The following is a 24772-nucleotide window of genomic DNA, read 5'->3' on the forward strand; positions in this document are numbered from 1 at the left end:
GCGCCAACAAACAATATTGCGCAAACAAAATGCGCAATATGGTGATAGTGTGAAGTCATGCCAAACCTGAATGTCAACAAGAACGGCCTGACTCCAGAGCAGGCCGAAGTCGTCACCCAAACCCTGCCCGTCGTCGGTGCCAACATCGAGAAAATCACGCCGAACTTCTACAACCGGATGTTCGCTGCTCACCCCGAACTCATTGCCGATACCTTCAACCGCGGCAACCAGAAGCAGGGGGCTCAGCAGAAGGCGCTGGCGGCATCCGTCGCTACCTTCGCAGCTACGCTGGTCGACCCAGACGCTCCTGCCCCGGAAGAACTGCTTTCCCGCATCGGCCACAAGCACATTTCCGTTGGCATCAAGCCGGAGCAGTACCCAATCGTGCACAAGCACCTCTTCGATGCCATCGAGGAAATCCTCACCCCAGAGGTCTTTCAGGGGGCTGTCCGCGACGCATGGGATGCCGTCTACCTGGAGATGCAGCGTGTTCTCATCGACTTCGAGAAGGGGCTCTATGACGACCTCGGCGTCGAAGCAGGTGATGTTTTCCGCGCCGCTCACGTCGTCTCTCGTGAAGAGCGCGGTGATGATGTCGCAGTATTCTCCGTCAAGCTTGACGACGAAACCCCCGTTTCCTACCTCCCGGGACAGTACATTTCCGTGCGTCAGACCATGCCGGACGGCGCCGGCCAGCTACGTCAATACTCTCTGGTCGGCGGCAAGGAAGGTGTTCTGACCTTCGCGGTTCGTCGTGTCGATGCCTCTGAGGACCTGCCGGCTGGCGAAGTTTCCACACAGCTGTGGGAAAAGGTGCAGCCGGGCGATGCCATCGAGATCTCTCTGCCGGCAGGTGACCTGGTGTTGGACACCAAATCAAACGACCCGGTGGTGCTTATTTCCGCAGGTATTGGTGCCACTCCCATGATCGGCATGTTGGATGCCCTGGTGGCTGGCGACTCTAAGCGAGATGTTGTCGTCCTCCACGCGGACCGTGCAGAAACCGCAGATGCCCTGCGCGCAGAGCGTGACAATGCTGTCGCCGCTCTGACCAATGCTCGCCAGCAGGTGTGGTACGAGCCGGATTTGATGAATCTGGCGGATGCGGAGCTGCCGGAGGGCGCTCAGTTCTACCTCTGTGGTGGCAACGGCTTCCTGCAGGCCATTCGCCAGCAGCTCGCCGATCGCGGTGTTGCTCGCGATAACGTTCACTTCGAGCTGTTCAGCCCGAACGATTGGCTGCTAGACGCTTAACGCCACAACCGCGCCGTCGCCATAAAAGTCGTCGTCACAAATAAAGCCAAATGACCAGCCGCGATATATGTCCGGGGCTGGTCATTTTGCAGTTTGTAGCATCGGCGGCTTCGTATTACTCGGCCAAGCCGGAAAGCTCCGCAACAACATCCGCCGCATATTGATTCGTGCACTGCGCAAACGCAATACCTGCCCACAAATTGAGATACTCGGGATCGACGGCCTTATTCGCCGCGCCGCGAAGCGGTGTGGTCAAGTAGTGCAGTTGCGGGTAAAGCTCCGGCGCGACCCTAGAAAACTCCCGGGTAAACGTGTTCTCGATGGCACGCGCTGGCTTGCCGGAAAAAGCATGAGTCAAAACGGTGTCACGCCCCACCAAATCACGCAGTGCCCGTCGGTGCGTCTCCTTCGTACCCGCCTCCGCGGTGGTGAGGAACCGTGTGCCAGCTTGCACAGCCACCGCGCCGGCTTCCACAAGCTTGACGACGTCCTCTCGGTTACCCACCCCACCAGCGGCGATGATGGGAACATTGGTAACTGCACATGCTTCGGTGACTGCTTGGGCGAGCTCTTCCACAGAGGCCCCAATGCTGTCGGACGAATCCTTCCCCTTCACAAATGCGCGGTGCCCACCCGCAGCTAGTCCCTGCAGGACAATGCGATCAGCGCCAGCCTTCGCCGCCGCCTGTACACCCTCAATTGAGGTCGCATTCAAAATCACTTTGCGGCCTGATTCCTTTACCCGAGCAATGACCTCGTTATCTGGGTAGCCAAAGGTAAAGGAGACGAACTTCAGGGCATCGGGATTGGGCAGAAAGTCATCAGCGAGAATTGCCTCGACTTTCGCCGAGAAGTAGTCATCTGACCAGGTCGGAGTGTCAGGCAAGTCGATGTCGAAGTGGGCAGCGGCCGGCGCCAGACGATTACGAAAAGCGGTCCACTGAGCAAGTTCCTCCTCTGAGGTTCCGATACCGGCGTCAGCAGTGTTGGGGCAGAAGAGGTTGATGCCGAAACCTTTGCCGTCGTCAAGCAGTGCGCACGTCTTCCGTGCTTGTTCAGTGAGCTTTTCGACAGTGAGATATCCGGCGGCAAGGGTGCCAACCCCGCCAGCATTGGAAACGGCAGCGACGAGTTCGGGCGTGGATGGGCCACCGGCCATCGGCGCCAAAATGATTGATGAGCGTCGGAGGTTTTCGAGTGTCTGCGAGGTTGTACTGCTCATAGGGGCGAGAGTAACACTAAGGCCGGATTCCCCCGCGTGGGAGAACCCGGCCAATGCCGACGAACGACGTTGCGCAATAGACGCCGCGCTACCGCCTCAAGAACTCAAGAACTACTTGGTGCTCTCCGGCGGATCCAGCGGCATACCCTGGCCAGCGCGGTAGAACGGAATGTCCTGCGGTGCCAGCGGGGTCTTGCCGGCGATGAGGTCAGCGGCCTTTTCGGCAATCATCATAGTCGGTGCGTAGATATTGCCGTTGGTGATGCCCGGCATGACCGAAGCGTCAACCACGTAGAGGCCCTCGGTGCCGTGGACCTGCATGGTCTCCGGATCGACCACGGCCATCTCGTCGGAGGCCGGCCCCATCTTGCAGGTGCAGGATGGGTGCAGGGCGGTCTCGGCATCCTTGCGGACCCACTCGAGAATTTCCTCGTCGGTCTGCACATCTGCACCCGGGGAAATCTCGCCGTCGGTGTACTCCTTCATGGCCGGAGTGTCCAGCAACTTACGGGAGACCTTCACAGCCTCGACCCATTCACGGCGGTCCTGATCAGTGGACAGGTAGTTGAACAGGATCGACGGCTTGACCTTGATGTCCGAGGAGGTGATGTGGACATGGCCACGGGCATCCGAGTACATCGGACCAACGTGGAACTGGAAACCGTGCGGGCTATCGATCTTCGTGCCGTCGTAACGCATGGCCAGCGGCAGGAAGTGGAACATCAGGTTCGGGTAGGGCTCGTTGTCGTTGGAGCGCGCGAAACCGCCACCCTCGAAGTGCGACGTTGCCACCGGGCCCTTGTGGGTGAGCATCCACCACAGACCGATGAACGGCCAACGCCACTTCTCCAGGTACGGCTGTGAAGACACCGGCTGGGTGGCGTTGTACTGAATGTAGACCTCCAGGTGGTCCTGCAGGTTCTCGCCGACACCAGGCAGGTGCTTGACGACGTTCACTCCGGCGGCATTCAGAATCTTCTCATCGCCAACGCCGGAGACCTCGAGCAGCTGCGGAGAGTTGAAAGCGCCACCGCAGAGGATGACCTTGTCTGCTCGCACCTGGTGTGTACGACCCTTCCAGGTGTACTCGATGCCGACGGCCTTGGTGCCCTCGAAGAGGATGCGGGTGGCTTCTGCGCGGGTGCGGAGCTCCAGATTTGGACGCTGCAGGGCTGGGTGCAGGTATGCGCGGGCAGCGGAGAGGCGACGGCCCTTGTCGATGTTCGCGTCGAAGGGACCGAAGCCCTCCTGGCGGTAGCCGTTGACGTCCGGGGTGTAGTTGTAGCCGGCCTGCTGGACAGACTTGAAGAAGGCCTTGAACAGCGGAGAATCGGCCGGACCGCGCTTCATGCGCAGTGGGCCGTCGTGGCCACGGCGCGGGTCGTCCTTGTCGGAGCCGAGCGCATTTTCCATGCGCTTGAAGTACGGCAGAACGTGGTTCCAGCCCCAGTTCTCCAGCCCCTTGGTGTCGCCCCACTTGTCGTAGTCCATGGGGTTACCGCGCTGGTAAATTTGGCCGTTGATGGAGGAGGAGCCGCCGACGACCTTGCCGCGGGCGTGGTAGATGCGGCGACCGTTCATCTCCGGTTCCGGCTCGGATTCGTACTTCCAGTCGTAGTACTTGTTACCGATTGGGAAGGAGAACGCCGAAGGCATGTGAATGTAGAGATCCCAGAGGGAGTCCATGCGGCCGGCCTCGAGTACGAGCACCTGCTGAGTGTGGTCTGCGGACAGCCGGTTAGCCAGCACAGAGCCGGCAGAGCCCGCGCCAACGATGACGACGTCGCGGTGTTCGACTGTGGTGTTGCCATTCTTTTTACCGAAGTTGAAGACAGCCGGGAAAGCTCCCATGTTCTGGTGTACCTCCGTAGGTTGTTTGCCGATGCATATCGGAATGGTTTTCAAGGACTGTGATAAGCCCCGATAAGCCCCAAGTAATATTTAAAGGCGGGCCCTATATATTGATATTGGAATAAGTGGCCGGAGGCGTATCTCAAATCCCCTTCACCTATATAGAATGCCACACAATTGGTATTCAATTCCAGTTGGAATGATTTTAAACGTCTTGAAAACTGGGTAAATATGCAGGTGAAGGTGTTGATGTTGGTATTGGAGAATTCTTCTGAATCGATTCTTAAACTTGAGGGATTATTCAAACTAGGTATGCTGGGTTAGTTCCCGAATCTGAAGGATTTTCCTATGTCTGATACTCCGCCAACTGAGAAGGTAACGGAGGAAAAATCTGGATCGTCGCAAGGAATGCAGCGATCGCAGTCGGCCCCTCCACAACAAGCGCAAGCGAGTGTGACCTCCGAGCCTGAGGTCAACTGGCCTGTATTTATTATTTCAGGTGTTGGCATTCTTGCCATTGCCCTGTGGGCTATTTTTGCCCCGGACAATGCAGCGGACACCCTAGCTGGCATTGTCGCCTGGGTATCGAAGAACTTCGGCTGGTTCTATATTGTGACCGCGACGGTGGCAGTGCTCTTCATGCTCTACGTCGCTATCTCGCGAACGGGACAGATTAAGCTCGGCCCCGATCACGCCAAGCCTCAGTTTGGTCTGTTCTCCTGGGCCTCTATGCTCTTTGCGGCGGGTATCGGCATTGACCTGCTCTTCTTCTCGGTAGCGGAGCCGGTGGCACAGTTTTATGGCCCGCCGACCGGAGACGCGGAGACCATCGAAGCTGCACGTCAGGCAGTGGTGTTCACGCTCTTCCACTATGGCGTGACCGGTTGGGCACTCTACGCCCTGATGGGTATGGCATTCGGCTACTTCGCGTATCGCCTGAACATGCCGCTGACCATTCGTTCGGCGCTCTATCCGATTATCGGCAAGCGCATCCACGGCCCCGCTGGTGAAGCGGTCGAAATCGCGGCGATGCTGGGTACCGTTTTCGGTGTCGCAACCTCGCTGGGTATCGGCGTCGTCCAGCTGAATTACGGCCTGCGTGTGCTGTTCGGGGTGGATGAGAGTACGTCCTGGCAGATCGCTCTAATCGTCGTGGCCGTATCGGTGGCTATCGCCTCCGCAGTTTCCGGTGTCGACAAGGGAATTCGTCGTCTCTCGGAGCTCAACGTTGGCCTGGCCATCTGCTTGATGCTCTACATCCTGGTTACCGGCCGCACCGCGTTCCTGTTTGACGCACTGGTGATGAACGTCGGTGAGTACGTCTCGAAGTTCCCGTCCATGACTATGGATACCTACGCGTTCTCCGGAGCGCAGGAATGGTTGAACTCCTGGACCCTGTTCTTCTGGGCTTGGTGGGTGGCCTGGGCACCGTTCGTCGGTTTGTTCCTGGCTCGCATTTCCCGTGGCCGTAGTCTGCGTCAGTTTGTCGTCGGCACGCTGACCATTCCATTCCTCTTCGTTCTGATGTGGGTATCGGTGTTCGGTAACTCGGCTCTGGACCTGGTTATCGGTGGCGATTCGGAGTTTGGGCAGACTGCATTGGATTACCCGGAGCGCGCCTTCTACCTTCTGCTAGAGCAGTACCCGGCACCGATGTTGGTGGCGGCAGTCGCCTCCCTGATCGGTCTGCTGCTCTACATCACCTCGGCTGACTCGGCAGCACTGGTGATGAGTAACTTCACTTCGAAGATCACCGACACACAGCAGGACGGTAAGAAGTGGACCCGTATTTTCTGGGCTGTCGTGGTCGGTGTGCTGACCATCGCGATGCTCTACGTCGGCGGTATTCCGACACTGCAGTCCGCGACGATTGTGATGGGCCTGCCGTTCGCCTTTGTCATCTATCTGGTGATGTATGGCCTCTTTAAGTCGCTGCGACTGGAGCTGCTGCAACAGGATTCGACACGTCGAGCCCTCCATGGGGCGATGTCGGGCCGCGCCGTAGATGGCGAACAGGGCGACTGGCGTAAGCGACTTGCCCGCTCCATGTCCTTCCCGGGCAAGAAGCCAGTCATGCGCTACCTCGACCGAGTGGTACAGCCCGCGCTTGAACAGGTGGCAGAAGCTATCAGGGATCGTGGCGGCGAAGTGACGCTGCACCGTGAACCAGCAGAAGAAGTTGGCATCGACCAGATTGACCTGCAGGTCGGTTTCGGCGAGGAGATGAGCTTCCGCTACCAGGTCTATCCGGTTGAACACTTGACGCCGTCTTTCGCTGGCCTGGTACACCTGGACAGTGATGCTGATATTTACTACTACCGTCTCGAGGTCTTCACGCTTACCGGCTCGCTCGGCTACGACGTCTATGGCTACACCCAAGAGCAGCTGATTTCCGACGTCCTCGACCTCTACGAACGGCACTTGGAGTTCCTGCATATGCAGTCTGATCTCCCGGGCACCTCAGATCTGTCCGATAATGCCGAACCTGTCCGCGAATGGTCTGATGACTACGCCAAGGAGGATTCCTAAATGACCTTTAAGCCTTCCACTACTGATAAGGCTCTCGCACCCGAGACCGCCAAATCTCACGAAGGGGCCGCCACGCTGTTTATCAACGGCACCTGGTCCGCTGCAGCCGCTGGCAACACTCGCACCATCGAGTGCCCGGCCGACGGCTCTTTCATCGCCGAGGTCGCAGAAGCAGACGCAACCGACACCGAGCGTGCCATCGCCGCCGCCGACGCTGCTTTCCGACGTACCGGAGAAGGTTCCTGGGCATCCTGGAGCACAGCTGAGCGCAGCAAGTTGGTACTCGATATCGGTGCTGCCATCAGGCAGCGCAAGGACGAATTTGCCTGGGCAGAGGCTATGGATACCGGCAAGCGCCTGCCTGAGGCGGCAGCCGATATGGATGACATCATCGCCTGCTTTGAGTACTTCGGGAAGCTCGCGGGCAATGATGCCGGTCGTCTCGTGGATGCGGATGACCCGTCCGTCGTCGCGCGTATTGTGCGTGAGCCCGTCGGTGTCTGTGGTCTGATTACGCCGTGGAACTACCCACTGCTGCAGACCGCATGGAAGGTCGCACCGGCGCTGGCCACGGGCAATACCTTTGTGCTCAAGCCGGCGGAGCTGACTCCGCACACAGCAATTCTGCTCATGCACGTCATCGATGATCTGGGTGTTCCGGCAGGCGTTGCCAACCTCATTACCGGAGCCGGTGCCGAAGCGGGCGCACCGCTGTCCTCGCATCCGAAGGTGGACATGGTCTCCTTCACTGGCGGTCTTGTCACTGGCAAGATTATTGCTGGTGAAGCGGCTAAGTCTGTGAAGAAGGTCGCGCTTGAGCTCGGCGGCAAGAACCCGAACATCATCTTCGCCGACGCCGATTACGAAGCCGCTTTGGACAATGCCCTCAATGCTGCGTTCCTGCACTCCGGTCAGGTGTGCTCGGCGGGCGCTCGCTTGATTGTGGAGGAGTCCATCGCCGAGAAGTTTGTCGACGATCTGGTCGAGCGCGCCGGACACATCCAGCTCGGCGGTCCGCTCGACGAGAAGGCCGAGACCGGTGCGCTGATTTCGAAGCAGCACCTGGATAAGGTCGCGGCATACGTCGATCGAGCTCGTGAGCAGGGCGCACGCGTGCGCGTAGGCGGCGAGATTGCCACGGGCACCACCGCCGATGGTTCCGCCTCGCTTGCCGACGGCTACTTCTACCTCCCAACCGTGATTGACCAGGTCACCCGCGAAATGGACTGCGTTCACGACGAAGCCTTTGGACCGGTGGTGACGGTGGAGACCTTCACCACGGTTGACGAGGCCATCGAGATCGGCAACGACACCGAATACGGCCTGGCCGGTGCGGTGTGGTCATCCAACCGCGAGGTGTCTGAGCGCGTTTCCCGCGAGCTGCGTCACGGTACCGTCTGGATCAACGACTTTGGCCCCTACCTGCCACAGGCCGAGTGGGGTGGCTTTGGTCAGTCCGGTATTGGCCGTGAGCTGGGCCCGACCGGCCTGGAGGAGTACACCGAAGCCAAGCTGGTCTACGAGAACACAGCACCGGCGGTTACCGGTTGGTTCGAGGATCGTCGTTAAATAACTCGGCACAAGCCCGAGCAATAATACGGGAAAACGACCCATCGGCCGTTATACTCACCGATTGAAAAAATCGACTCTGCGCACAACTGCGATAAAGGTTTGCAGTTGTGCGCGTTGTGTTTTCTAAAGGACATCTGCCGTGAACGCTACTACCCGCTCCGACAATGCCAGTTCTAGTACCGCCAGTGGGCCAGATACTGCCTGCGCCGATACTGCCAGCACCGCCGCGACCTTTACCCGCTTCACCCGGCGCCAGCATGTCATCGCCTGGGCTGTGCATGCCTTCACGCTGACCGGTTTGGTGTGGGCAACGCTGGCTGCGGTCGCACTGCTGGAGGGCCGCCCACATTGGATGTGGCTCTGGCTGGGCATTGCCCTCGTCGTCGATGGTGTCGACGGCAATATGGCGCGTAAGCATCACATCAAGGAAGTCGTCCCGTGGTTTAACGGCGCAGTGGTGGACAACATCGTCGACTATCTCACCTGGACCGCCATACCCGCGGCTTTCATGGTTATGTATCTGCCGCTGGGGCCACGGCCGTTGGCGATTGCCCTGATCATTTTGGTTCTGGTGTCGTCGATGTTCTGCTATGCCAACGAAGCCGCCAAGTCTGGCGACTACTACTTCGTTGGTTTCCCCGCCGCGTGGAATATCGTGGCGGTCTTGCTGTGGGTATGGAACGCGCCCATGGCGGTGTGCATCTCTGCCATTTTTATCTTCAGCGCAATGACGCTGGTGCCGCTGCACTACACGCATCCATTCCGCGTGGAACGCGGCCGGATTGCCAACATTGCCGCAACGTTCATCTGGATTGTCTCGACCGGCATGCTTATCGCAAGTGAGACGGCGGTAGCGTCGTTAAGCATGACCTCTATCCACGGGCTTGTGGCTGTCAACGTCGCCGCCGGTGCCTGGCTGATTATTGGCGGCGTGCGGCGCTCGCTCAGCGGTCGCTAGCGGCAGGCGGTGGGTGGTTGGCGCAGGATTGCGGAGATGGCGCGGTCGCGTAGCCAGCGGACGTATTCGACGGCGCAGGCTGCGACAATTAATGCAATGACAAAGATGGTGACCCACATCGGATAATCGCGCCCATTGGCCCAGAAGTAGACGTAAGGCGAGACGAAAGTCACTAGGGTGATCAGGAGCCCCAGCATTCTTCGGCCGAATGAGCGGCCGGTGATCATCTCGACAATTCCCCAGGTGTAGGGGATAGCGGTAATGATGTCGATGCTCCACAGCACCCAGACATTGCCGTGGAATCCGGGGACGAAAACCACAGGTAGCGCGCGGAGCGAAGAGTAGACCATCACCACTAGGTAGGCCAACACTTTCGGGTTGTAGAGCAGGCGCCACACGGGGTTGCGCTCGATGAGTTTGGTCCCGACTTTGCGTAGTGCATGCAGATCCTTTTGCTGCATGACCAGCGTATTTGTTCCCTCCAGCAGGTAAGCGAGCAGTTTTTGCTGCACGCGACTGCCGTGTGCCCAGGCCTGCACCAGCTCGCTTGGCGAGATAGCGATGGGCACCAGTGGTTCTCCGCGCTGTTTCAGTGCAGTGGGAAGCTCGAGGGTACTGTCATCGAGCTTATCGACGGCCAGTTCCGGGCCCACCACATGAACGATGTCGCTACCGAGGATGTTTTGTACCTTGTCCACATCACTTTCGGGCAGCGAGCTGAACCAGAGTAGCTGCCGGGAGGAAATCGCCATTCGCAAGGCGGTACCCAGAGCTTCTGCCGCGTCATCGATGGCGTAAAAGTCCTGCGTGTTGGTGTGGGCGAGTGAACGCAAGCTGTCGATTGTCACGACATTTTTGGCATTGAGCTCGCTGAGGCGGGCCACGCCGGAAATATCGATGACCGCCTGAGGGTCAAGGGCGAAAGCATGGGTAAAAGGAAGGTCGAGTATCGAGCGCATCGCAAGGAACCGCTGGTGTCGCTGGTGTCCAACCAGGGCTGAATTCTGTGCGCTCATAGTGTTTTAGCTTGCCACAACTTGCGCTTCTCACCAGCAACTATACGGTTCGGTCTGTCTATTGGCAGGTGTTCTACCCTGTGAAAACTTCATTAAGTTGGACTTTTTTCGCTGTGTAGAGTAGCTTCTAATCCACTAATAGACAGGTCTGTTCATTATGGCTTTGATGGCGGACTGGCTCATAAATTTAGGAGAAACACTCTCATGCTCATCTCAGGACTAGCGCTGGGTGCCGTGCTCGGCTTTGTTATGCAGCGAGGACGCTTCTGCGTCACCGGCTTCTTGCGCGACATCTTCACTCAGCGCAGCTGGCGCGGCTTTGTCGCCCTGCTGATTGTTATTTCCGTCCACGCCATCGGTCTGGCCGCACTGACCAGCGCCGGCGTGATTACTCCCGAATACAACGAGCTGGCACCACTGGCCGTTATCGTCGGTGGCGTTATCTTCGGGCTGGGTATCGTCCTGGCTGGTGGCTGCGCCTCGGGCACCTGGTACCGCTCCGGTGAAGGCCTGATCGGATCATGGATTGCACTGGTCTTTTACGCCCTATCCGCTGCTGCTATGAAGACTGGCTTCCTCAACGGCCTGCAGGATTCCCTGAAGGACCGCACCGTCGGCCTGACCAGCATCCACGCCTCTCTGGGCATTAGCATCTGGCCACTGGTCATCGCGCTGAGCGCCGTCACGGCATACTTCGCTGTCCGCTTCCTGCGCGAAGAATTCTCCGGTCCGCGCCCGGCCACTCTGGCGCCGCGCAAGTCCGGTCTCGCGCACATTCTGACTGAAAAGGCCTGGCACGTGTACGCCACCGCCGCCATCGTCGGTGTACTTGGCGTTATCGCATGGCCGCTGTCCGCCGCCACCGGCCGCAACGACGGCCTCGGCATCACGACTCCGTCCTCCAACCTCGCCAACTACGTTGTTACTGGTGACACCGAGCGTTTCGACTGGGGCGTCCTCCTCGTCCTCGGCATCCTCGTCGGCTCCTTCATCGCGGCCAAGGCCTCCGGTGAATTCCGCCTCCGCGTCCCGGACGCCACCCAGGGTGCACGCTCGGTCGTCGGCGGCATCTTCATGGGTGTCGGCGCTGCGTGGGCCGGCGGCTGCACCGTCGGTAACGGCATGGTTCAGACCTCGCTGTTCAGCTACCAGGGTTGGCTCGCACTGGCGTCCATCGCCGCAGGTGTCGCTATCGCCGCAAAGCTCTGGCTGAAGCCGTCCGCACCTTCGCTTAACGACGTCCCGAGCACCCCTTCCACCACCAACGACACAGCGGTATCGGCAACTGCTCCGGTCACTTCGACTGCTACTTCGCCTGTGTCCCTGCCGGGTAGCGAAGGTGCCGGTGCCGCTGGCACCGAGGCCTCCCCGCTGGCGGGTGCCTTTACTGTGGCGCCGGTAGCGTTGCTCGACCGGAGCGTCGTCAAGCAGGAAGACGGCAAGCTCACGCCACTGGGCGATGGGCGTTACGAGCTCGACACCGTCGGCGCGGTGTGCCCATTCCCGCTGATCGAGGCCAAGGACGCGATCAACAAGATTGAGGTCGGCGAGGAGCTGGTGATCCCATTCGACTGCACCCAGGCCACGGATGCGATTCCGCGCTGGGCTGCGAAGGATGGCCACAAGGTCACCAACTTTGAGCAGACCGGTGAAGCTGGCTGGACGATTTCCGTCCGCCGCGGGCGATAAGCCCTGGTGAAGCTGGGGGAGCGTTGTTAGGGTGAGGGCATAGATTGATTGACATCAACAACAAAGGAGCTCAACCATGGCAAAGAATATTCGACCACTAGATGCTCTCGTAGCCGCGGGTGCCGCCAGCGTCCTTGTGCTGGCCGGTTGCTCCTCCGATGATTCGGCTAGTACTGAGGCAAGCAGCACTGTTAGCGAAACCAGCTCTTCCGTGTCGGCCACCAGCTCTGAGGGGCATGACGACATGGATGATATGGACGATGCCGATGAGCATGGCGGTCATGGTGACCATGGTGATGACGCGATGGCCGGCCATGACCATCCGGCCGATGGTGGTCCGGCTCCAGAGGGAATGATTGCGGCGGACAACGCGAAGTTCCCGGTCGGCAGTGAAGTGCAGGTTCTCGCCGATCACATGCCGGGCATGAAGGGTGCAGAAGGCAAGGTTGTTGGTGTTTTCAACACCACTACCTACTCCGTTTCCTACACCCCGACCGATGGCAGTGAGCCGGTGAAGGACCACCGCTGGGTCGTTCATGAGGAGCTGGAGAACCCAGGCGAAGCACCGCTTGCCGACGGCTCCGAGATCACCATCAACGCCGAGCATATGGCGGGCATGAAGGGGGCCAAGGGCACTGTTGACTACTCCACCCAGGAGCCGGTGTACATGGTCGACATTGACGATGATGGTATGACCATGAAGAACCACAAGTGGGTTACTGAAAGCGAGCTTGCTCCGGAGGACTAGCAGGCTGTCTGGACGGTCTTTCCGGATAGCTTTCTCTCTTCTCCCGCTCAATCCGCTCCGACTCAAAATCGCCCAGCCACTTCACGACACCTATGTCACCTCATGCCGCCTCCACAGCTGGTACGAGGTGACGCCTGTGTCGTGAAGTGGCCCAGAGGGGGGCGGAGCGAAGTGCCCTGGGGAAACAGGCCACTGCCCAGCTACAGATCCAAATCCAACGACGCACCTGGGATGGCGTCCAGCAGCCGCTGGGTGTATTCCTTCTCCGGGTGGTCGAAGAGATCGTCGGTCGGACGGTGTTCAACCATCTTGCCGTGCTCCATCACGATGACCTCATCAGCCACCTGCCGCACCACAGCGAGGTCGTGCGTAATAAAGAGGTAGGCCAAATCCATCTCTTCCTGCAGCTCAGCGAGTAGTTCGAGCACCTGAGCCTGCACCACCACGTCGAGTGCTGACACCGCCTCGTCACAGACCACAACCTCAGGGTTCAGGGCCAGTGCACGCGCAATCGCCACACGCTGACGCTGACCACCCGACAGCTCACCGGGGAAGCGGCGCCCCATTTCCGCGGGAAGAGCGACGCGGTCGAGAAGCTCGAATACGCGCTGCTCACGCTCCTTCTTGGTGCCAATCTTGTGAATCCGCAGCGGCTCCTCGATGGAGGAATGCACCGTGCGCATCGGGTCCAGCGTCGCATACGGGTTCTGGAAAATCGGCTGAATGCGACGCCGCAGCTCCAGCTCCTCTTTACGATTCCGGCCCTGGACGCGTTTGCCGTCGAAAAGCACTTCGCCTTCGGTCGGATCGAGCAGCCCCAGCGCCATGTTGGCGACAGTGGACTTGCCCGAACCGGATTCGCCCACGATTCCAATGGTGCGACCGCGACGCAGCGTAAAGCTGATGTCATCGACGGCACGGAAGGAATCCTTGCGCCACGGACGGTCGCCGCGGATGGCAAAGTCGCGCACCAAGTTCTTCGCGACCAGAATCTCCTTCTGGTCCGCATCCGATGTCGTCGGCGCCGCCACCACGCGATCACCGCGCCGGGCAGCCAGCGATGGAGCCGCCGCGATTAGCTGCTTGGTGTATGGATGCTGCGGGCGGGTGAGAACTTGCAGGGCAGGGCCGGTCTCCACGACACGTCCTGCTTGCATAACGACGAGTCGATCAGCGCGCTCGGCAGCCAAACCGAGATCATGAGTAATAAGCACCACGGACGTGCCGAGTTCGCTAGTGAGCTTGTCGAGGTGGTCGAGGATTTTCTTCGCCACGGTCACGTCGAGAGCGGACGTGGGCTCATCGGCAATCAGCAGCTTTGGGTGCGCGGCCAAGCCCATCGCGATAAGTGCGCGCTGGCGCATACCACCGGAGAACTCGTGCGGGTACTGGTCGATACGCTTTTTAGCGTTCGGCAGGCCGGCCTGTTCCAGCAGCTCAATCGCCTTTTTGTGGGCCTCGGAGCCAGTGGCGATGTTATTTGCGCGCAGCGCCTCGGTAATCTGGGCGCCGACGGTCCACACCGGATTCAGGTTGGTCATCGGATCCTGCGGGACCAAGCCGATGCCGCTACCGCGGATACTGACAAACTCGCGGTCTGTCAGATGCGTGATGTCGCGGCCATCAAAGGTGATGGTGCCCCCGGTGACTTCGCCATCACCGGGCAGGAGCCCCAGCGCGGCATGGACAGTGGTGGATTTACCCGAGCCGGATTCGCCAACAATGGCGACCGTCTCACCGGGGAAAATCTCCAGGTCGACGTCATGCACCACATCGGTCAACGATTTACTGCGGCGGCCGGACGCTGTGGTCGTCGGAAAGCCAATGCAGACATCCTTCAAGGTGAGAATGGGCGCTGCGGAAGTATTGGTGTCGGTGCTCATCGACGACGCTCCTTCGGGTCGAGAGAATCCTTCAAAGCGTCACCCATGAGGATGAAGCCGAGAACGGTAATCGCCAGGGCGAGTGCTGGCCAGAACAGGTTGGACGGGGCCTGGCGGAGCACCTGCTGTGCGACAGAGATGTCGTTGCCCCAGGAAACGGTGGTCGTCGGCAAGCCAATGCCCAAGTAGGACAGCGTGGCCTCGGCGACGATGTAAATACCCAGTGAGGTCGTGGCCATGACGATGACAGGGGCGAGGCAGTTCGGCAGCACATGGCGGAAGAGAATGCCAGTGCTGGACAGACCGAGCGCCTTGGAGGCGGTGACGTATTCCTCGTTTTTCACTGAGATCACCGAGGAGCGCACCACGCGCGCCATCTGCGGCCAGCCGAAAGCAGCGAGCACGAAGACCACGGACCAAATGGTGCGTTCGGTAAACAGCTGCATCAGCACGATGCCGGCGAGAATCAGGGGGATGGCAAAGAACATGTCCGTGATGCGGGAGAGCACCGCGTCGACCCAACCGCCGAGATAGCCAGCGATGGCACCGAGGATGATGCCCACCACGGTCACGGCAAGGGTGACGCCGATGCCGACGATGACCGAGGCGCGGGCACCGTAGATGACACGGGCGTAGACGTCGTAGCCCTGCTGAGTGAAGCCCATCGGGTGGCCGTCGCGGGCTGGGGCCAGCGAGTCACGCAGGTTTGCCGCCGTCGGGTCCACAGAGGTGAACAGCGACGGGAACGCGGCCACTGCGATGGAGAGCAAAATAATGAATGCGGAAACCCAGAACAGTGGGCGGTAACGCAGGTTCTGCCAGGCCGAACCCCAGAGCCCCAGTGGTGGGGTATCCGGCAACTGCTTGTGGTCGGGGTTCGTCGCCGGGTTTGGTGCCTGTGCGGCGTTGGCCTGGGTGGTGCCGGACTGTGCGGTGCCGGTATGCGCGGCGTTGGACTGCTTTTCTGGCTGCGTCGAATCTAACTGCGTCGAATCTGGCTTAGGCATAACGAATCCTCGGATCCAGGACTGCGTAGAGCAAGTCGATGAGCAAGTTGGCGAACATGTAAATAACCACCAGGATGGTCACGATGCTGACCACGGTGGGAGCTTCACCAATCTGGACGGCGTGGAAGATCAGGCCACCGATACCTGGCACGTTGAAGATGCCCTCGGTGACAATTGCGCCGCCCATCAGAGCCGCGAGATCAGCGCCGATGAAGGTCACAACGGGAATCAGCGAGTTACGCAAGATGTGGCGGCGGGTGACTTCAGAGGTTGGCAAGCCCTTGGCGCGGGCAGTGCGCACGAAGTCGGCATGGCGTGCCGACGAGACCTCGGAGCGCGTCAGTCGCAGAACATAAGCAACCGAGACGAGACCCAGCACGAATGCCGGCAGCAGCAGGGAGGTAAAGAAGGCATCGCTACCAACGGTGGGGGAGACAATCTCCCAGCGCACACCGAAGAGGTAGCGGGCCACGAAGCCGAGCACGAAGGTCGGAGTTGCGATAACCAGCAGGGACATCACCAGAACGGTGGAGTCGAAGAAGGCACCCTTGCGCATACCGGCAATAACGCCGAGGCCGATACCGAAAATGGCCTCAATGGCAACGGCCATCAGCGCCAGGCGAATCGTAATAGGGAAGGCCAGCGCGATTTCCTCGCCGACCGAGCGACCGGAGAAGGTCTCGCCCATATCCAGGGTGAACAGGCCCTTGAGGTACTCCCAGTACTGGACGAGGAAAGGCTCATCCAGGTGGTAGTGGGCGCGCAGTGCTGCGACCTGCTCCGGTGGCAGCTGCTTATCGCCAGCCAGTGCGGCAATGGGGTCGCCTGGCATGGCGAAGACCATTGCATAAATCAGCAGTGTGGCACCGAAGAATACCGGCACCATCTGTAGGAGTCTCTTTCCGATATACCAACCCATGGTGCTAGTCCTTCTCAATCATTGGGTAGTCCAAGATGCCGTCCCACATCACTACGGCATTGCGCAGCTTCGGGTTCCACGCCACCGAAGCATTGGGGTACCACAGCGGAATCGCTGGCAGGTCCTCCATCAGCACAGACTGAGCCTTGACATAAATTGGCTTGGCATCTTCTGCGCTCTTTGCCGAGGCCGCCTCCTGAATCAGCTTGTCGAACTCCGGGTTCGAGTAGTGGTAGTCATTCGAGGAACCGCCAGTGACGAACTGCGGGATCATGTAGTTGGCCACTGACGGGTAGTCCGCTGACCAGCCAGTGCGGTAGCCGCTGGTGATGGTCTCGTTGGAGATTTCATCGCGCAACTGCTTGAAGGTCGGGTAGGCCTTGCCGTGGGAATCGATGCCGAGGGTTTCGCCAATCATGTTGGTCACCGCTTCGACCCACTGCTGGTGTCCGCCGTCGGCGTTGTAGGCGATGTCGAACGAGCCGGTAAACGGTGCAATTTTGTTGGCTTCGGCCCACAGTTGGCGGGCCTTCTTCGGGTTGTATTCCAGCACCTCTTGGCCAGGTACGTTCGGGTCAAGGTCGCCGAGCGTCAACGAGCTGAACTCGCGCGCCGGGGTGCGGGTGTCGAAGAAAATCTTCTCAGTGATCAGTTTCCGGTCAATCGCCATGGAAATCGCTTGACGACGAAGCTTGCCCTCTTCACCCGAAAAACCTGGCAGATTTCGCGGAATTGCGAAGTACTGCGAAGACGAGGTCGGGACGTTTGCGCTGGAGTCGGGGAAGTCCGTTTCGAAGCTGGCCAGGGCTGTTGGTGGAATTGTGCGTGGCAGCGTGTCCAGGCGGCCTGCCTGGAGGTCTGCATATGCGGTGTCCACGTCCGAGTAGAAGCGGTATACCAGGCCGTTGTTACGGGCCTTGTGCTCACCGGCGAAGTCATCATTGCGAACCACAGTTAGCTGGTTGTTGTGCAGCCAAGCGCGGCCTTCGGCCATCTTGTACGGTCCATTGCCGATTGGGTGTTCACCGAAAGCCTTCTTGTCTTCGAACGCGGCCTTCGGCAGCGGCATAAACGCGACATAGCCGAGGCTGAGCGGGAAGGAAGAATCTGGGTTGGTCAGATCCACGGTGAACCTCAGGTCATCGACCTTTTTCAGGCCGGAGAGTGTTTTCTCCGTGGCCTTTTCTCCCGAAACAGCATCAAAACCCTGCACGTTGGCGAAGAAGGACTGCTGCTTCTGCAGGTTCGGTCCGTAGGCGGCGTAATTCCAGGCATCGATGTAGCTCTGCGCGGTGACTGGTTCGCCGTTGTGGAAGGTCCAGCCCGGTTTCAGCGTGATGTCGAAATGAGTCGAGTCCTCGTTGGGCTTAATTTCTGCCGCATGGTCCAGGATCATCGAGCCGTCGGTGTCGTAGCGCACCAGACCTGAGTAGAGCATGCGGAGGATATCGCCACCACCGGTTTCATTGGTGTCAGTGGTGTACAGCGGCGACTGTGGTTCGGAGTTCTGGACCACAATGAACCCCGCGCCGACCTGTTGCTGGTCAGTGCTGCAGGCAGCGAGCGCGCTTCCTGGCAAGGCGATTACCAGCAAAGCCGCCAGGATCTGGCGGACATGCAGCGTGAACTTTCCTTTTCCGCTGAGCGTTGTTGCGTGCAGTTTTGTGGCACGGGACTTCTCTCGCTGTCGGAGCTTCCGCCGGAGTTTCTGCCGGGTGTGGAAGGGGCCGGAGGCAACGGGTCTATGCATCGCGAGCCTTTCTAGATTCTGCCAGATAGGCGATATGAATTTGGTGATCGGCTCACTCCAAATGGCTTAGATACCCACCTCCCACCTGCATAAGCAATGGTGGTGACAACTTGGGTGTGGTGGACTCTAAGGTTTGGATACGACCGTTCAATACAGTCTCTAACCATACAAGTCCAAAAACATATGAGTATTAATCAGGCGAATCATCCCTTATTTGACGGTGTCTTTTACCCTCGATTGGGGAGTTAATCCTGTGCAGTGGTGCAACGTTGTAACATCCTGGCACCCCCGCAGGGGTTGCCCTTTGGTTCTCCGCGCCGCTGGCACTCAGTCAGGGCCCTACCCGCGTTGGGCCCGTCCGCGGGCCCCATCCGCGACTTCACGACAGCTATGTCACCTCATGCCACCTCCACAGTTGGCACGAGGTGACACCCGTGTCGTGAAGTGGGTTTTGGAAGAGGAAGTGGACTTTGAAGGAGGCGGAGAGACAGCGCATTAAGTCCCGCAGTACGAGCGGAAAGCACCCAACTCCCGCGGTGCCGGCTCCGTGAACCCCGCAGGGACGTCTTGCGACTCAAAGGGGTTGGTTACCGCCTCCAGCAGGTGCCGGTAGTCGGTCAGATCCCCCGCCCCTGCCGCCGCTAACGCTTCCGTGACCAGGTAGTTTCGCGGAATATACAGCGGATTCGTTTCCTCCATAAGTGTCAGGGCCGTCGTCTGGTCGATTCCCAGCTCTTCCCGCGTCTGCTTCCACAACTGCCCCCACTCAGCCGCGGCGGCGGGGAACGCAGGATCAGCGGTCAGCCTGGTCAGCGCAGCCAACGCAGCAACTGTATCCCCATCACCATCGGCCAGAACCTCAATCAGCGCCCGATGAGCATTCGTATGGTCGAGCCCAAACTTCGCCAGCAACGCCTGCCACTGCTGCACCAGGGGGATGGCCAGCGGGTCGTCGTAAAGCGAGGGGAGAATCCCCAACTTGGGCAGCCACCTGCGGCTGAGCGCATCGGTGAATTCGTCGGCGAATTCGCCCAGGATGTCGCGGGCGCGTGCGAGGGCATCCTCCGGGGTGCCTGCGAAATGCGGTAGCAAAGTCTCCGCGAGCTTCGACATGTTCCACCCGGCAATCGTCGGCTGCGCGCCGAACGCGTATCGACCGCCTTGATCAATGCTGCTAAACACCGCCCGGGGGTCGTGCGCATCCAGAAACGCACACGGCCCAAAGTCGATGGTCTCGCCCGCGATGCTGGCATTGTCGGTGTTCATCACGCCGTGGACAAATCCACAGGCCAGCCACGCCGCAACGAGATTGGCTTGCCGCTTGACGACGTCCCGGAGAACCGACTCCGCCGAACCCTCGTAGCCGTGCCGCTGCGCGGCGAACTCGATGAGCCGATCCATGACTCCGGTGTCCGCTCCGGAGCGTGCGACCAGCTCGAACGTGCCAACTCGCAGGTGGCTGGATGCTACGCGCACGACGATGCCGCCCGGTTGAAGTTCGGTGGTGGGGTCGGTGTTGTCGAATGGGGTTTGCGAGCCGCGGTAAATCTCTTCGCCAGTTTTGATGACCGCCAGCGCGCGGGTGGTGGGGATGCCGAGCGCATACATGGCTTCGCTGATGAGGTACTCCCGCAGCGCGGAGGTCAGCGTGGCTTTGCCGTCACCGCCACGGGAAAAGGGCGTGGGGCCGGTGCCTTTCGCTTGGATCTCGTAGGCCTGGGTGCTGTCGCTGTGGGTTGTCTCTTTGGGGCAGTCGGGCTGGTTAGGCGGACAGTGCAGCCCAGTCAGCCCCGGTTCAACCTCAACTGTGGCAAGCAAGAGCGCGCGACCATCACCGAGTAGGCCTGCGAAGTTGCCGAACTGGTGGCCGGCATAGGCCGTGGCCATCGGGGTTGTGTATGCGCCGAGTGGGGTATCGGTTTCCTGGCCGACTCCGTGATCGGCGCCGTGGCCAGTGAGGAACTTCAGGCCAGCCTCCGAGCGAAGCCACTGCGGGGAGAGGCCGAGTTGGGTCGCGAGCTCGTCGTTAAGCATGACCAGCTGCGGCGATGGGGCATCAAACCCCTGCTGGTCGATAGCGAGTTCAGGCAGTGCGGTGGGCAGATCAGCGACGTTTCTAGCCATGTGCGCAGTTTAACGGGTAGGCCGAATTGGGGTTGGCGCGCTGGTGCGTTCAGCGGTGCTACGTACGTTGACGTGGCCTCGAAGGCGGAAAACCCCGGTTGCTGGAACAATTCCAGCAACCGGGGTGCGCTCGGGGTAGCCCTACTTCTTCAGGGACTCCGGAGCGTTGAAGCGCTCGCCGTGCTTAGCGGCCAGCTCTTCGGCGCGCTCGACGAAGCCTGCGACACCGCGGCGCTCCGGGTGAGCTGCGGCCGGGTCGATAACAGTGGCGCCGTCGTAGTTCTTAATGAACTGGCGAGTACCACCGGTCCAGGCCGGGTAGCCGATACCGAAGATGGAGCCGATGTTGCCGTCGGCGTCGTGAAGCAGAACGCCCTCGTCGACGCACTTCTGAGTCTCGATGGCCTCGATGAAGAGCATGCGGTCAACCAGCTCCTGCAGGTCGGTGTCCTCCGGAGCAATCGGGGTGATGTTCAGCTCCTCGCGGAGCTCGTTGAACAGGCCCGGCCAGAGACCGGAGCGCTTGCCGTCGACGTACTCGTAGAAGCCCTTGCCCTCGAGCTTGCCCGGGCGCTCGAACTTGTGCAGCATGGCCTCGACCAGGGCCGGCACGCCGCCCTCGTCCAGGGTCTGACCTGCAGCTTCGGCGGCTGCGCGGGTCTCGCCAGCGATCTTCTCCATGAGCTTGAGGTTCAGCTCGTCGGCAAGCTGGAGCTGCGGTGCCGGGTAACCAGCCTGGCGACCAGCGGCCTCGATGATGGCCGGGTCGTAGCCCTCGGCAACCATGCGCAGAGCCTCGTTGATAACGGTGCCGATGACGCGGGAGGTATAGAAACCGCGGGAGTCGGTGACGACGATCGGAATCTTGCGGATCGCAACAGCGAAGTCCAGCGAAGCAGCCAGGATTGCCGGGTCGGTGTTATCGCCGGAGATAATTTCGATCAGCTGCATCTTGTCCACCGGGGAGAAGAAGTGCAGGCCGATGAAGTCCTTCTCACGCTTGACGTGGGAAGCCAGCTCGGTAATCGGCAGGGTGGAGGTGTTGGAGCCCAGGATGCAGGTCTCCGGAACTGCGGCCTCGATCTCGGCGTGAACCTTGTGCTTGAGGTCGGTGTTCTCGAAGACGGCCTCAATGACCAGGTCGACGTCGGCCAGGTCGTCGTAGGACTCGGTCGGCTTGATGCGGTTCAGCAGTGCTGCGGACTTCTCCTCAGTGGTGCGACCGCGCTTGAGAGCCTTCGCCTCCAGGCCCTCGGAGTAGGACTTGCCGCGCTCGGCGTTCTCCAGGGAAATGTCCTTCAGGACAACTTCCATGCCAGCCTTTGCACACACGTAGGCGATACCTGCGCCCATCATGCCGGCGCCAACAACGGCCACCTTCTTAAACTCACGCTTCGGGTACGGGGTGCCGTCAGCCTGCAGCGGACGGGAGCCGCCGCCCTGAGCGTGGTTGAGGTCGAAGAAGAACGCCTGCATCATGTTCTTCGACTGGGTACCGGTGACCAGTTCGGTGAAGTAGCGGGACTCGATACGCAGTGCGGTGTCGATGTCGACCTGAGAACCCTCGATGGCAGCCTGCATAGCAAGGCGCGGAGCCTTCATCGGGGAGCCCTTGAGCTGCTTGGTCAGGTTTGCCGGGAAGGACGGCAGGTTCATTGCGAACTTAGGAGTCTTCGGGTCGCCACCCGGGATCTTGAAGCCCTTCTCGTCCCACGGCTGTGCGGCCTTGGCGTCTTCGCTGGTCAGCCATGCGCGAGCGGTGTCGATGAGCTGCTCCGGGGCAACAACCTCGTCAACGAGGCCAGCTGCGAGAGCCTTGGCCGGGTTCATCTGCGCGCCGGTCAGAATGACCTTCATCAGTGCGTCCTGAATGCCCAGCATGCGAACGACGCGGGAAACACCGCCGCCGCCCGGCAGCAGGCCGAGGGTGACCTCTGGCAGACCAATCTTGGAACCGCGGGCATCGGCAGCAACGCGGTAGTTAGCAGCCAGCGCGACCTCGAGGCCGCCGCCCAGTGCTGCGCCGTTGATGGCAGCAACAATTGGCACCGGGAGCTTCTCCAAGCGACGCAGGGAGGCCTTCATGTCCTCGACCATGCCGAACATGTCAGCTGCATCGTCCTCGGTGGCCTTGGACATCTGCTTGATGTCGCCACCTGCGAAGAAGGTCTTCTTTGCAGAGGTGATGATGATGCCCTTGATGGAGGTCTCAGAGCCGTCGCCAATTTCGTTTTCCAGGCGCTCCACGGTGGCGCAGATGTCGTCCTGGAAGGTCTTGTTCATGGTGTTGACCGGCGCATTCGGGTCATCCATGGTGAGGGTGACGATTCCGGCGTCGTCCTGATCCCACCGGAACATGTTATCTGTGCTCATAAATCAGTCAGTCCTTTGTGGTTATCGCGGTGTGACCGCGGTAATTGTCGCTGTGAGTTTCGTTCCGGTTTGCTTTAGACGCGCTCGATGATGGTTGCAACACCCATGCCGCCAGCCACGCAGAGCGAGATGAGAGCGTAGCGGCCACCGGTGCGGTGCAGCTCGTCGATTGCGGCGCCGGTGATCATGGCACCGGTTGCACCCAGCGGGTGACCCATGGCCATTGCGCCACCGTTGATGTTGAGCTTGTCGTAGTCGATGCCCAGGTTCTGCTGAGCGTGCTTGACGACGGCGGCAAACGCCTCGTTGATTTCCCAGACGTCGATATCGTCGACGGTCAGGTTGGCCTTGGCCAGTGCCTCGCGGACAGCCGGCTCGATACCGGTCAGCATGATGGTCGGCTCGACACCATTGACGGCGGTGGCGACAACGCGTGCGCGTGGGGTCAGACCCATGTCTGCGCCGGCCTTCTCAGAGCCAACCAGAGTCAGTGCAGCGCCATCGACGATGCCGGAGGAGTTACCTGCATGGTGGACGTGGTTAATGCGCTCAAGCTGCGGGTACTTCTTCAGTGCAACTGCGTCGAAGCCGCCCTGCTCACCCATCATGGTGAAGGCTGCGCGCAGACCGGAGAGGGACTCTGCGGAGACGCCTTCGCGGATGGTCTCATCACGATCGAGGATGGTCAGGCCGTTAGCGTCCTTGACTGGGACGACGGAGCGGTCAAAGCGGCCCTCAGACCAAGCCTTTGCGGCACGAGCGTGGGAGAGTGCTGCCATCTCGTCGAGGGACTCACGGTCAAAGCCGTCGAGCGATGCAATCAGGTCAGCGGAAATACCCTGCGGGACGAAGTCGGTCGCAAACGAGACCTGTGCGTCCATCGCCATTGCACCGCCGTCGGACATCATTGGCACGCGGGACATGGACTCGACGCCACCGGCGAGGACGAGCTCGTCCATGCCGGAGCGGACTTTCTGAGCAGCCAAGTTGATGGCGGAGAGGCCGGAAGCGCAGAAGCGGTTGATCTGGACACCGCCGGTGCGGTACGGCAGACCTGCGGTGAGTGCTGCGGTCCGGGCAATGTCCGCACCCTGGTCGCCGACCGGGCTGACGCAGCCAACGATGAGGTCGCTGATGCGTTCTTCATCCAGGTCCGGGAAGCGGTTGCGAATTTCGTCGATGAGGCCGACGAGAAGTGATACCGGGCGTACCTCGTGGAGGGAGCCGTCCTTCTTGCCCTTGCCGCGCGGGGTGCGAATTGCCTCGTAGATGAAGGCTTCGCCGCCCGGCTGAATGGTGGCGGAAGTCATGTGTTTTTACCTCACAGATTCGTCGTAAAGTGTCGTGCGTCACTCTATAACGAATGGCGGATTGCCGGGGGTGATTTGAGGGGTGCTGGGGAGAAAGTTGACTCCCTGTAGTCTCCCACCTGCGGTTATGTGAGAAACCGGGGGTAATTACATAAGTATTTTTAGGTGGCGATTGTGGCTCCTCCAATTCTCCTAGACTTGGCTCATGAGCGACTCCCGCATCGACTACATCGAGTTCCCCGCCTCTTCCGTTGAAGAACTGAACACAGTCCGCGACTTCTTCTCATCCGTTTTCGGCTGGACCTACGCCATGTACGGCGACGACTACGCCGACACTGGAGATTCCGGCACCGCCAGTGGCGTTAACGCCGAGGATCCAACGCGCGCAATCATGCCACTCATCCGGGTGTCGGATCTGGATGCCACATACGAGCAGGTCAAGGCGTCGGGTGGCACAATTACGAAGGAACCGTACGACTTCCCAGGCGGTCGTCGCTTCTACTTCACGACGCCCGCAGGTCACGAGCTCGGCGCGTGGACTCCAGTCGAGCCTGCGTAGTGACGATC

At 60.1% G+C, this 24772-nt stretch carries 17 protein-coding genes; 7 read left to right on the forward strand and 10 right to left on the reverse strand.

Translation table 11 applies throughout. The features are described 5' to 3' along the window. The first annotated feature begins 57 nt into the window (after positions 1-57). On the forward strand, positions 58-1254 hold the full coding sequence (locus tag HMPREF2751_RS06045; protein ID WP_049171798.1) for a globin domain-containing protein: 1197 nt from the start codon (positions 58-60) through the stop codon (positions 1252-1254). 115 nt (positions 1255-1369) lie between these two features. Here the strand turns inward: HMPREF2751_RS06045 and HMPREF2751_RS06050 are convergent, their stop codons facing one another. Together HMPREF2751_RS06050 and betA are read right to left on the reverse strand one after the other, a co-directional pair. Continuing rightward, positions 1370-2476 (reverse strand): NAD(P)H-dependent flavin oxidoreductase, encoded by a 1107-nt coding sequence (locus tag HMPREF2751_RS06050; RefSeq protein WP_065421657.1) that lies wholly within the window; start codon positions 2474-2476, stop codon positions 1370-1372. A 111-nt stretch (positions 2477-2587) separates the two neighbouring features. Further along, positions 2588-4327, reverse strand: coding sequence for a choline dehydrogenase (gene betA, locus HMPREF2751_RS06055; RefSeq protein WP_049171795.1), 1740 nt, complete (start codon positions 4325-4327; stop codon positions 2588-2590). Between the two features lie 348 nt (positions 4328-4675). Between betA and betT the strand changes: the two genes are divergently transcribed. The 3 genes from betT (at position 4676) to HMPREF2751_RS06070 (ending at position 9386) form a co-directional block, all read left to right on the forward strand. After that, positions 4676-6856, forward strand: a complete 2181-nt coding sequence (gene betT, locus HMPREF2751_RS06060; RefSeq protein ID WP_049190998.1) for a choline BCCT transporter BetT — start codon at positions 4676-4678, stop codon at positions 6854-6856. After that, a complete protein-coding gene (locus HMPREF2751_RS06065; protein ID WP_070595681.1) occupies positions 6857-8425 on the forward strand; it encodes an aldehyde dehydrogenase family protein in 1569 nt (522 codons plus the stop codon). A gap of 142 nt (positions 8426-8567) precedes the next feature. Further along, entirely contained in the window at positions 8568-9386 is an 819-nt protein-coding gene (locus HMPREF2751_RS06070; protein ID WP_083304420.1) for a CDP-alcohol phosphatidyltransferase family protein, read from the forward strand. Here HMPREF2751_RS06070 and HMPREF2751_RS06075 read toward each other — a convergent pair. Next, a complete protein-coding gene (locus tag HMPREF2751_RS06075; RefSeq protein WP_070595682.1) occupies positions 9383-10402 on the reverse strand; it encodes a hypothetical protein in 1020 nt (339 codons plus the stop codon). The two genes, HMPREF2751_RS06070 and HMPREF2751_RS06075, sit on opposite strands and share 4 nt — an antisense overlap. Positions 10403-10606: 204 nt before the next feature. On the opposite strand from HMPREF2751_RS06075, the gene HMPREF2751_RS06080 reads away from it, so the two are divergent. Further along, positions 10607-12091: a YeeE/YedE thiosulfate transporter family protein gene (locus tag HMPREF2751_RS06080; protein WP_069359369.1), complete on the forward strand. Its 1485-nt coding sequence runs from the start codon at positions 10607-10609 to the stop codon at positions 12089-12091. Between the two features lie 76 nt (positions 12092-12167). Continuing rightward, positions 12168-12839 (forward strand): YdhK family protein, encoded by a 672-nt coding sequence (locus HMPREF2751_RS06085; RefSeq protein ID WP_172954625.1) that lies wholly within the window; start codon positions 12168-12170, stop codon positions 12837-12839. A gap of 200 nt (positions 12840-13039) precedes the next feature. On the opposite strand, the gene HMPREF2751_RS06090 is transcribed toward HMPREF2751_RS06085, so the two are convergent. From HMPREF2751_RS06090 to HMPREF2751_RS06120, 7 genes are all read right to left on the reverse strand, one after another. Beyond that, on the reverse strand, positions 13040-14722 hold the full coding sequence (locus HMPREF2751_RS06090) for a dipeptide ABC transporter ATP-binding protein (RefSeq protein ID WP_070595683.1): 1683 nt from the start codon (positions 14720-14722) through the stop codon (positions 13040-13042). Continuing rightward, positions 14719-15729, reverse strand: coding sequence for an ABC transporter permease (locus HMPREF2751_RS06095; RefSeq protein ID WP_070429422.1), 1011 nt, complete (start codon positions 15727-15729; stop codon positions 14719-14721). The genes HMPREF2751_RS06090 and HMPREF2751_RS06095 overlap by 4 nt, the downstream gene beginning before the upstream one ends. Beyond that, positions 15722-16648 carry an ABC transporter permease gene (locus HMPREF2751_RS06100; protein ID WP_070595684.1) on the reverse strand — a complete coding sequence of 309 codons (927 nt, stop codon included), beginning with the start codon at positions 16646-16648 and terminating at the stop codon, positions 15722-15724. The genes HMPREF2751_RS06095 and HMPREF2751_RS06100 overlap by 8 nt, the downstream gene beginning before the upstream one ends. Positions 16649-16652: 4 nt before the next feature. Continuing rightward, a complete protein-coding gene (locus tag HMPREF2751_RS06105) occupies positions 16653-18398 on the reverse strand; it encodes a peptide ABC transporter substrate-binding protein (RefSeq protein ID WP_069358931.1) in 1746 nt (581 codons plus the stop codon). A 495-nt stretch (positions 18399-18893) separates the two neighbouring features. Then, positions 18894-20522, reverse strand: coding sequence for a protein adenylyltransferase SelO family protein (locus tag HMPREF2751_RS06110; protein ID WP_070595685.1), 1629 nt, complete (start codon positions 20520-20522; stop codon positions 18894-18896). A 141-nt stretch (positions 20523-20663) separates the two neighbouring features. After that, positions 20664-22895 (reverse strand): 3-hydroxyacyl-CoA dehydrogenase NAD-binding domain-containing protein, encoded by a 2232-nt coding sequence (locus HMPREF2751_RS06115; protein WP_070595686.1) that lies wholly within the window; start codon positions 22893-22895, stop codon positions 20664-20666. Between the two features lie 74 nt (positions 22896-22969). Next, on the reverse strand, positions 22970-24205 hold the full coding sequence (locus HMPREF2751_RS06120) for an acetyl-CoA C-acetyltransferase (protein WP_048760224.1): 1236 nt from the start codon (positions 24203-24205) through the stop codon (positions 22970-22972). Positions 24206-24410: 205 nt separating this feature from the next. On the opposite strand from HMPREF2751_RS06120, the gene HMPREF2751_RS06125 reads away from it, so the two are divergent. Further along, positions 24411-24764, forward strand: a complete 354-nt coding sequence (locus HMPREF2751_RS06125) for a VOC family protein (protein ID WP_070595687.1) — start codon at positions 24411-24413, stop codon at positions 24762-24764. Positions 24765-24772: the final 8 nt, after the last annotated feature.

It is taken from the genome of Corynebacterium sp. HMSC063G05 (assembly GCF_001810555.1).
Classification (GTDB): domain Bacteria; phylum Actinomycetota; class Actinomycetes; order Mycobacteriales; family Mycobacteriaceae; genus Corynebacterium; species Corynebacterium jeikeium_D.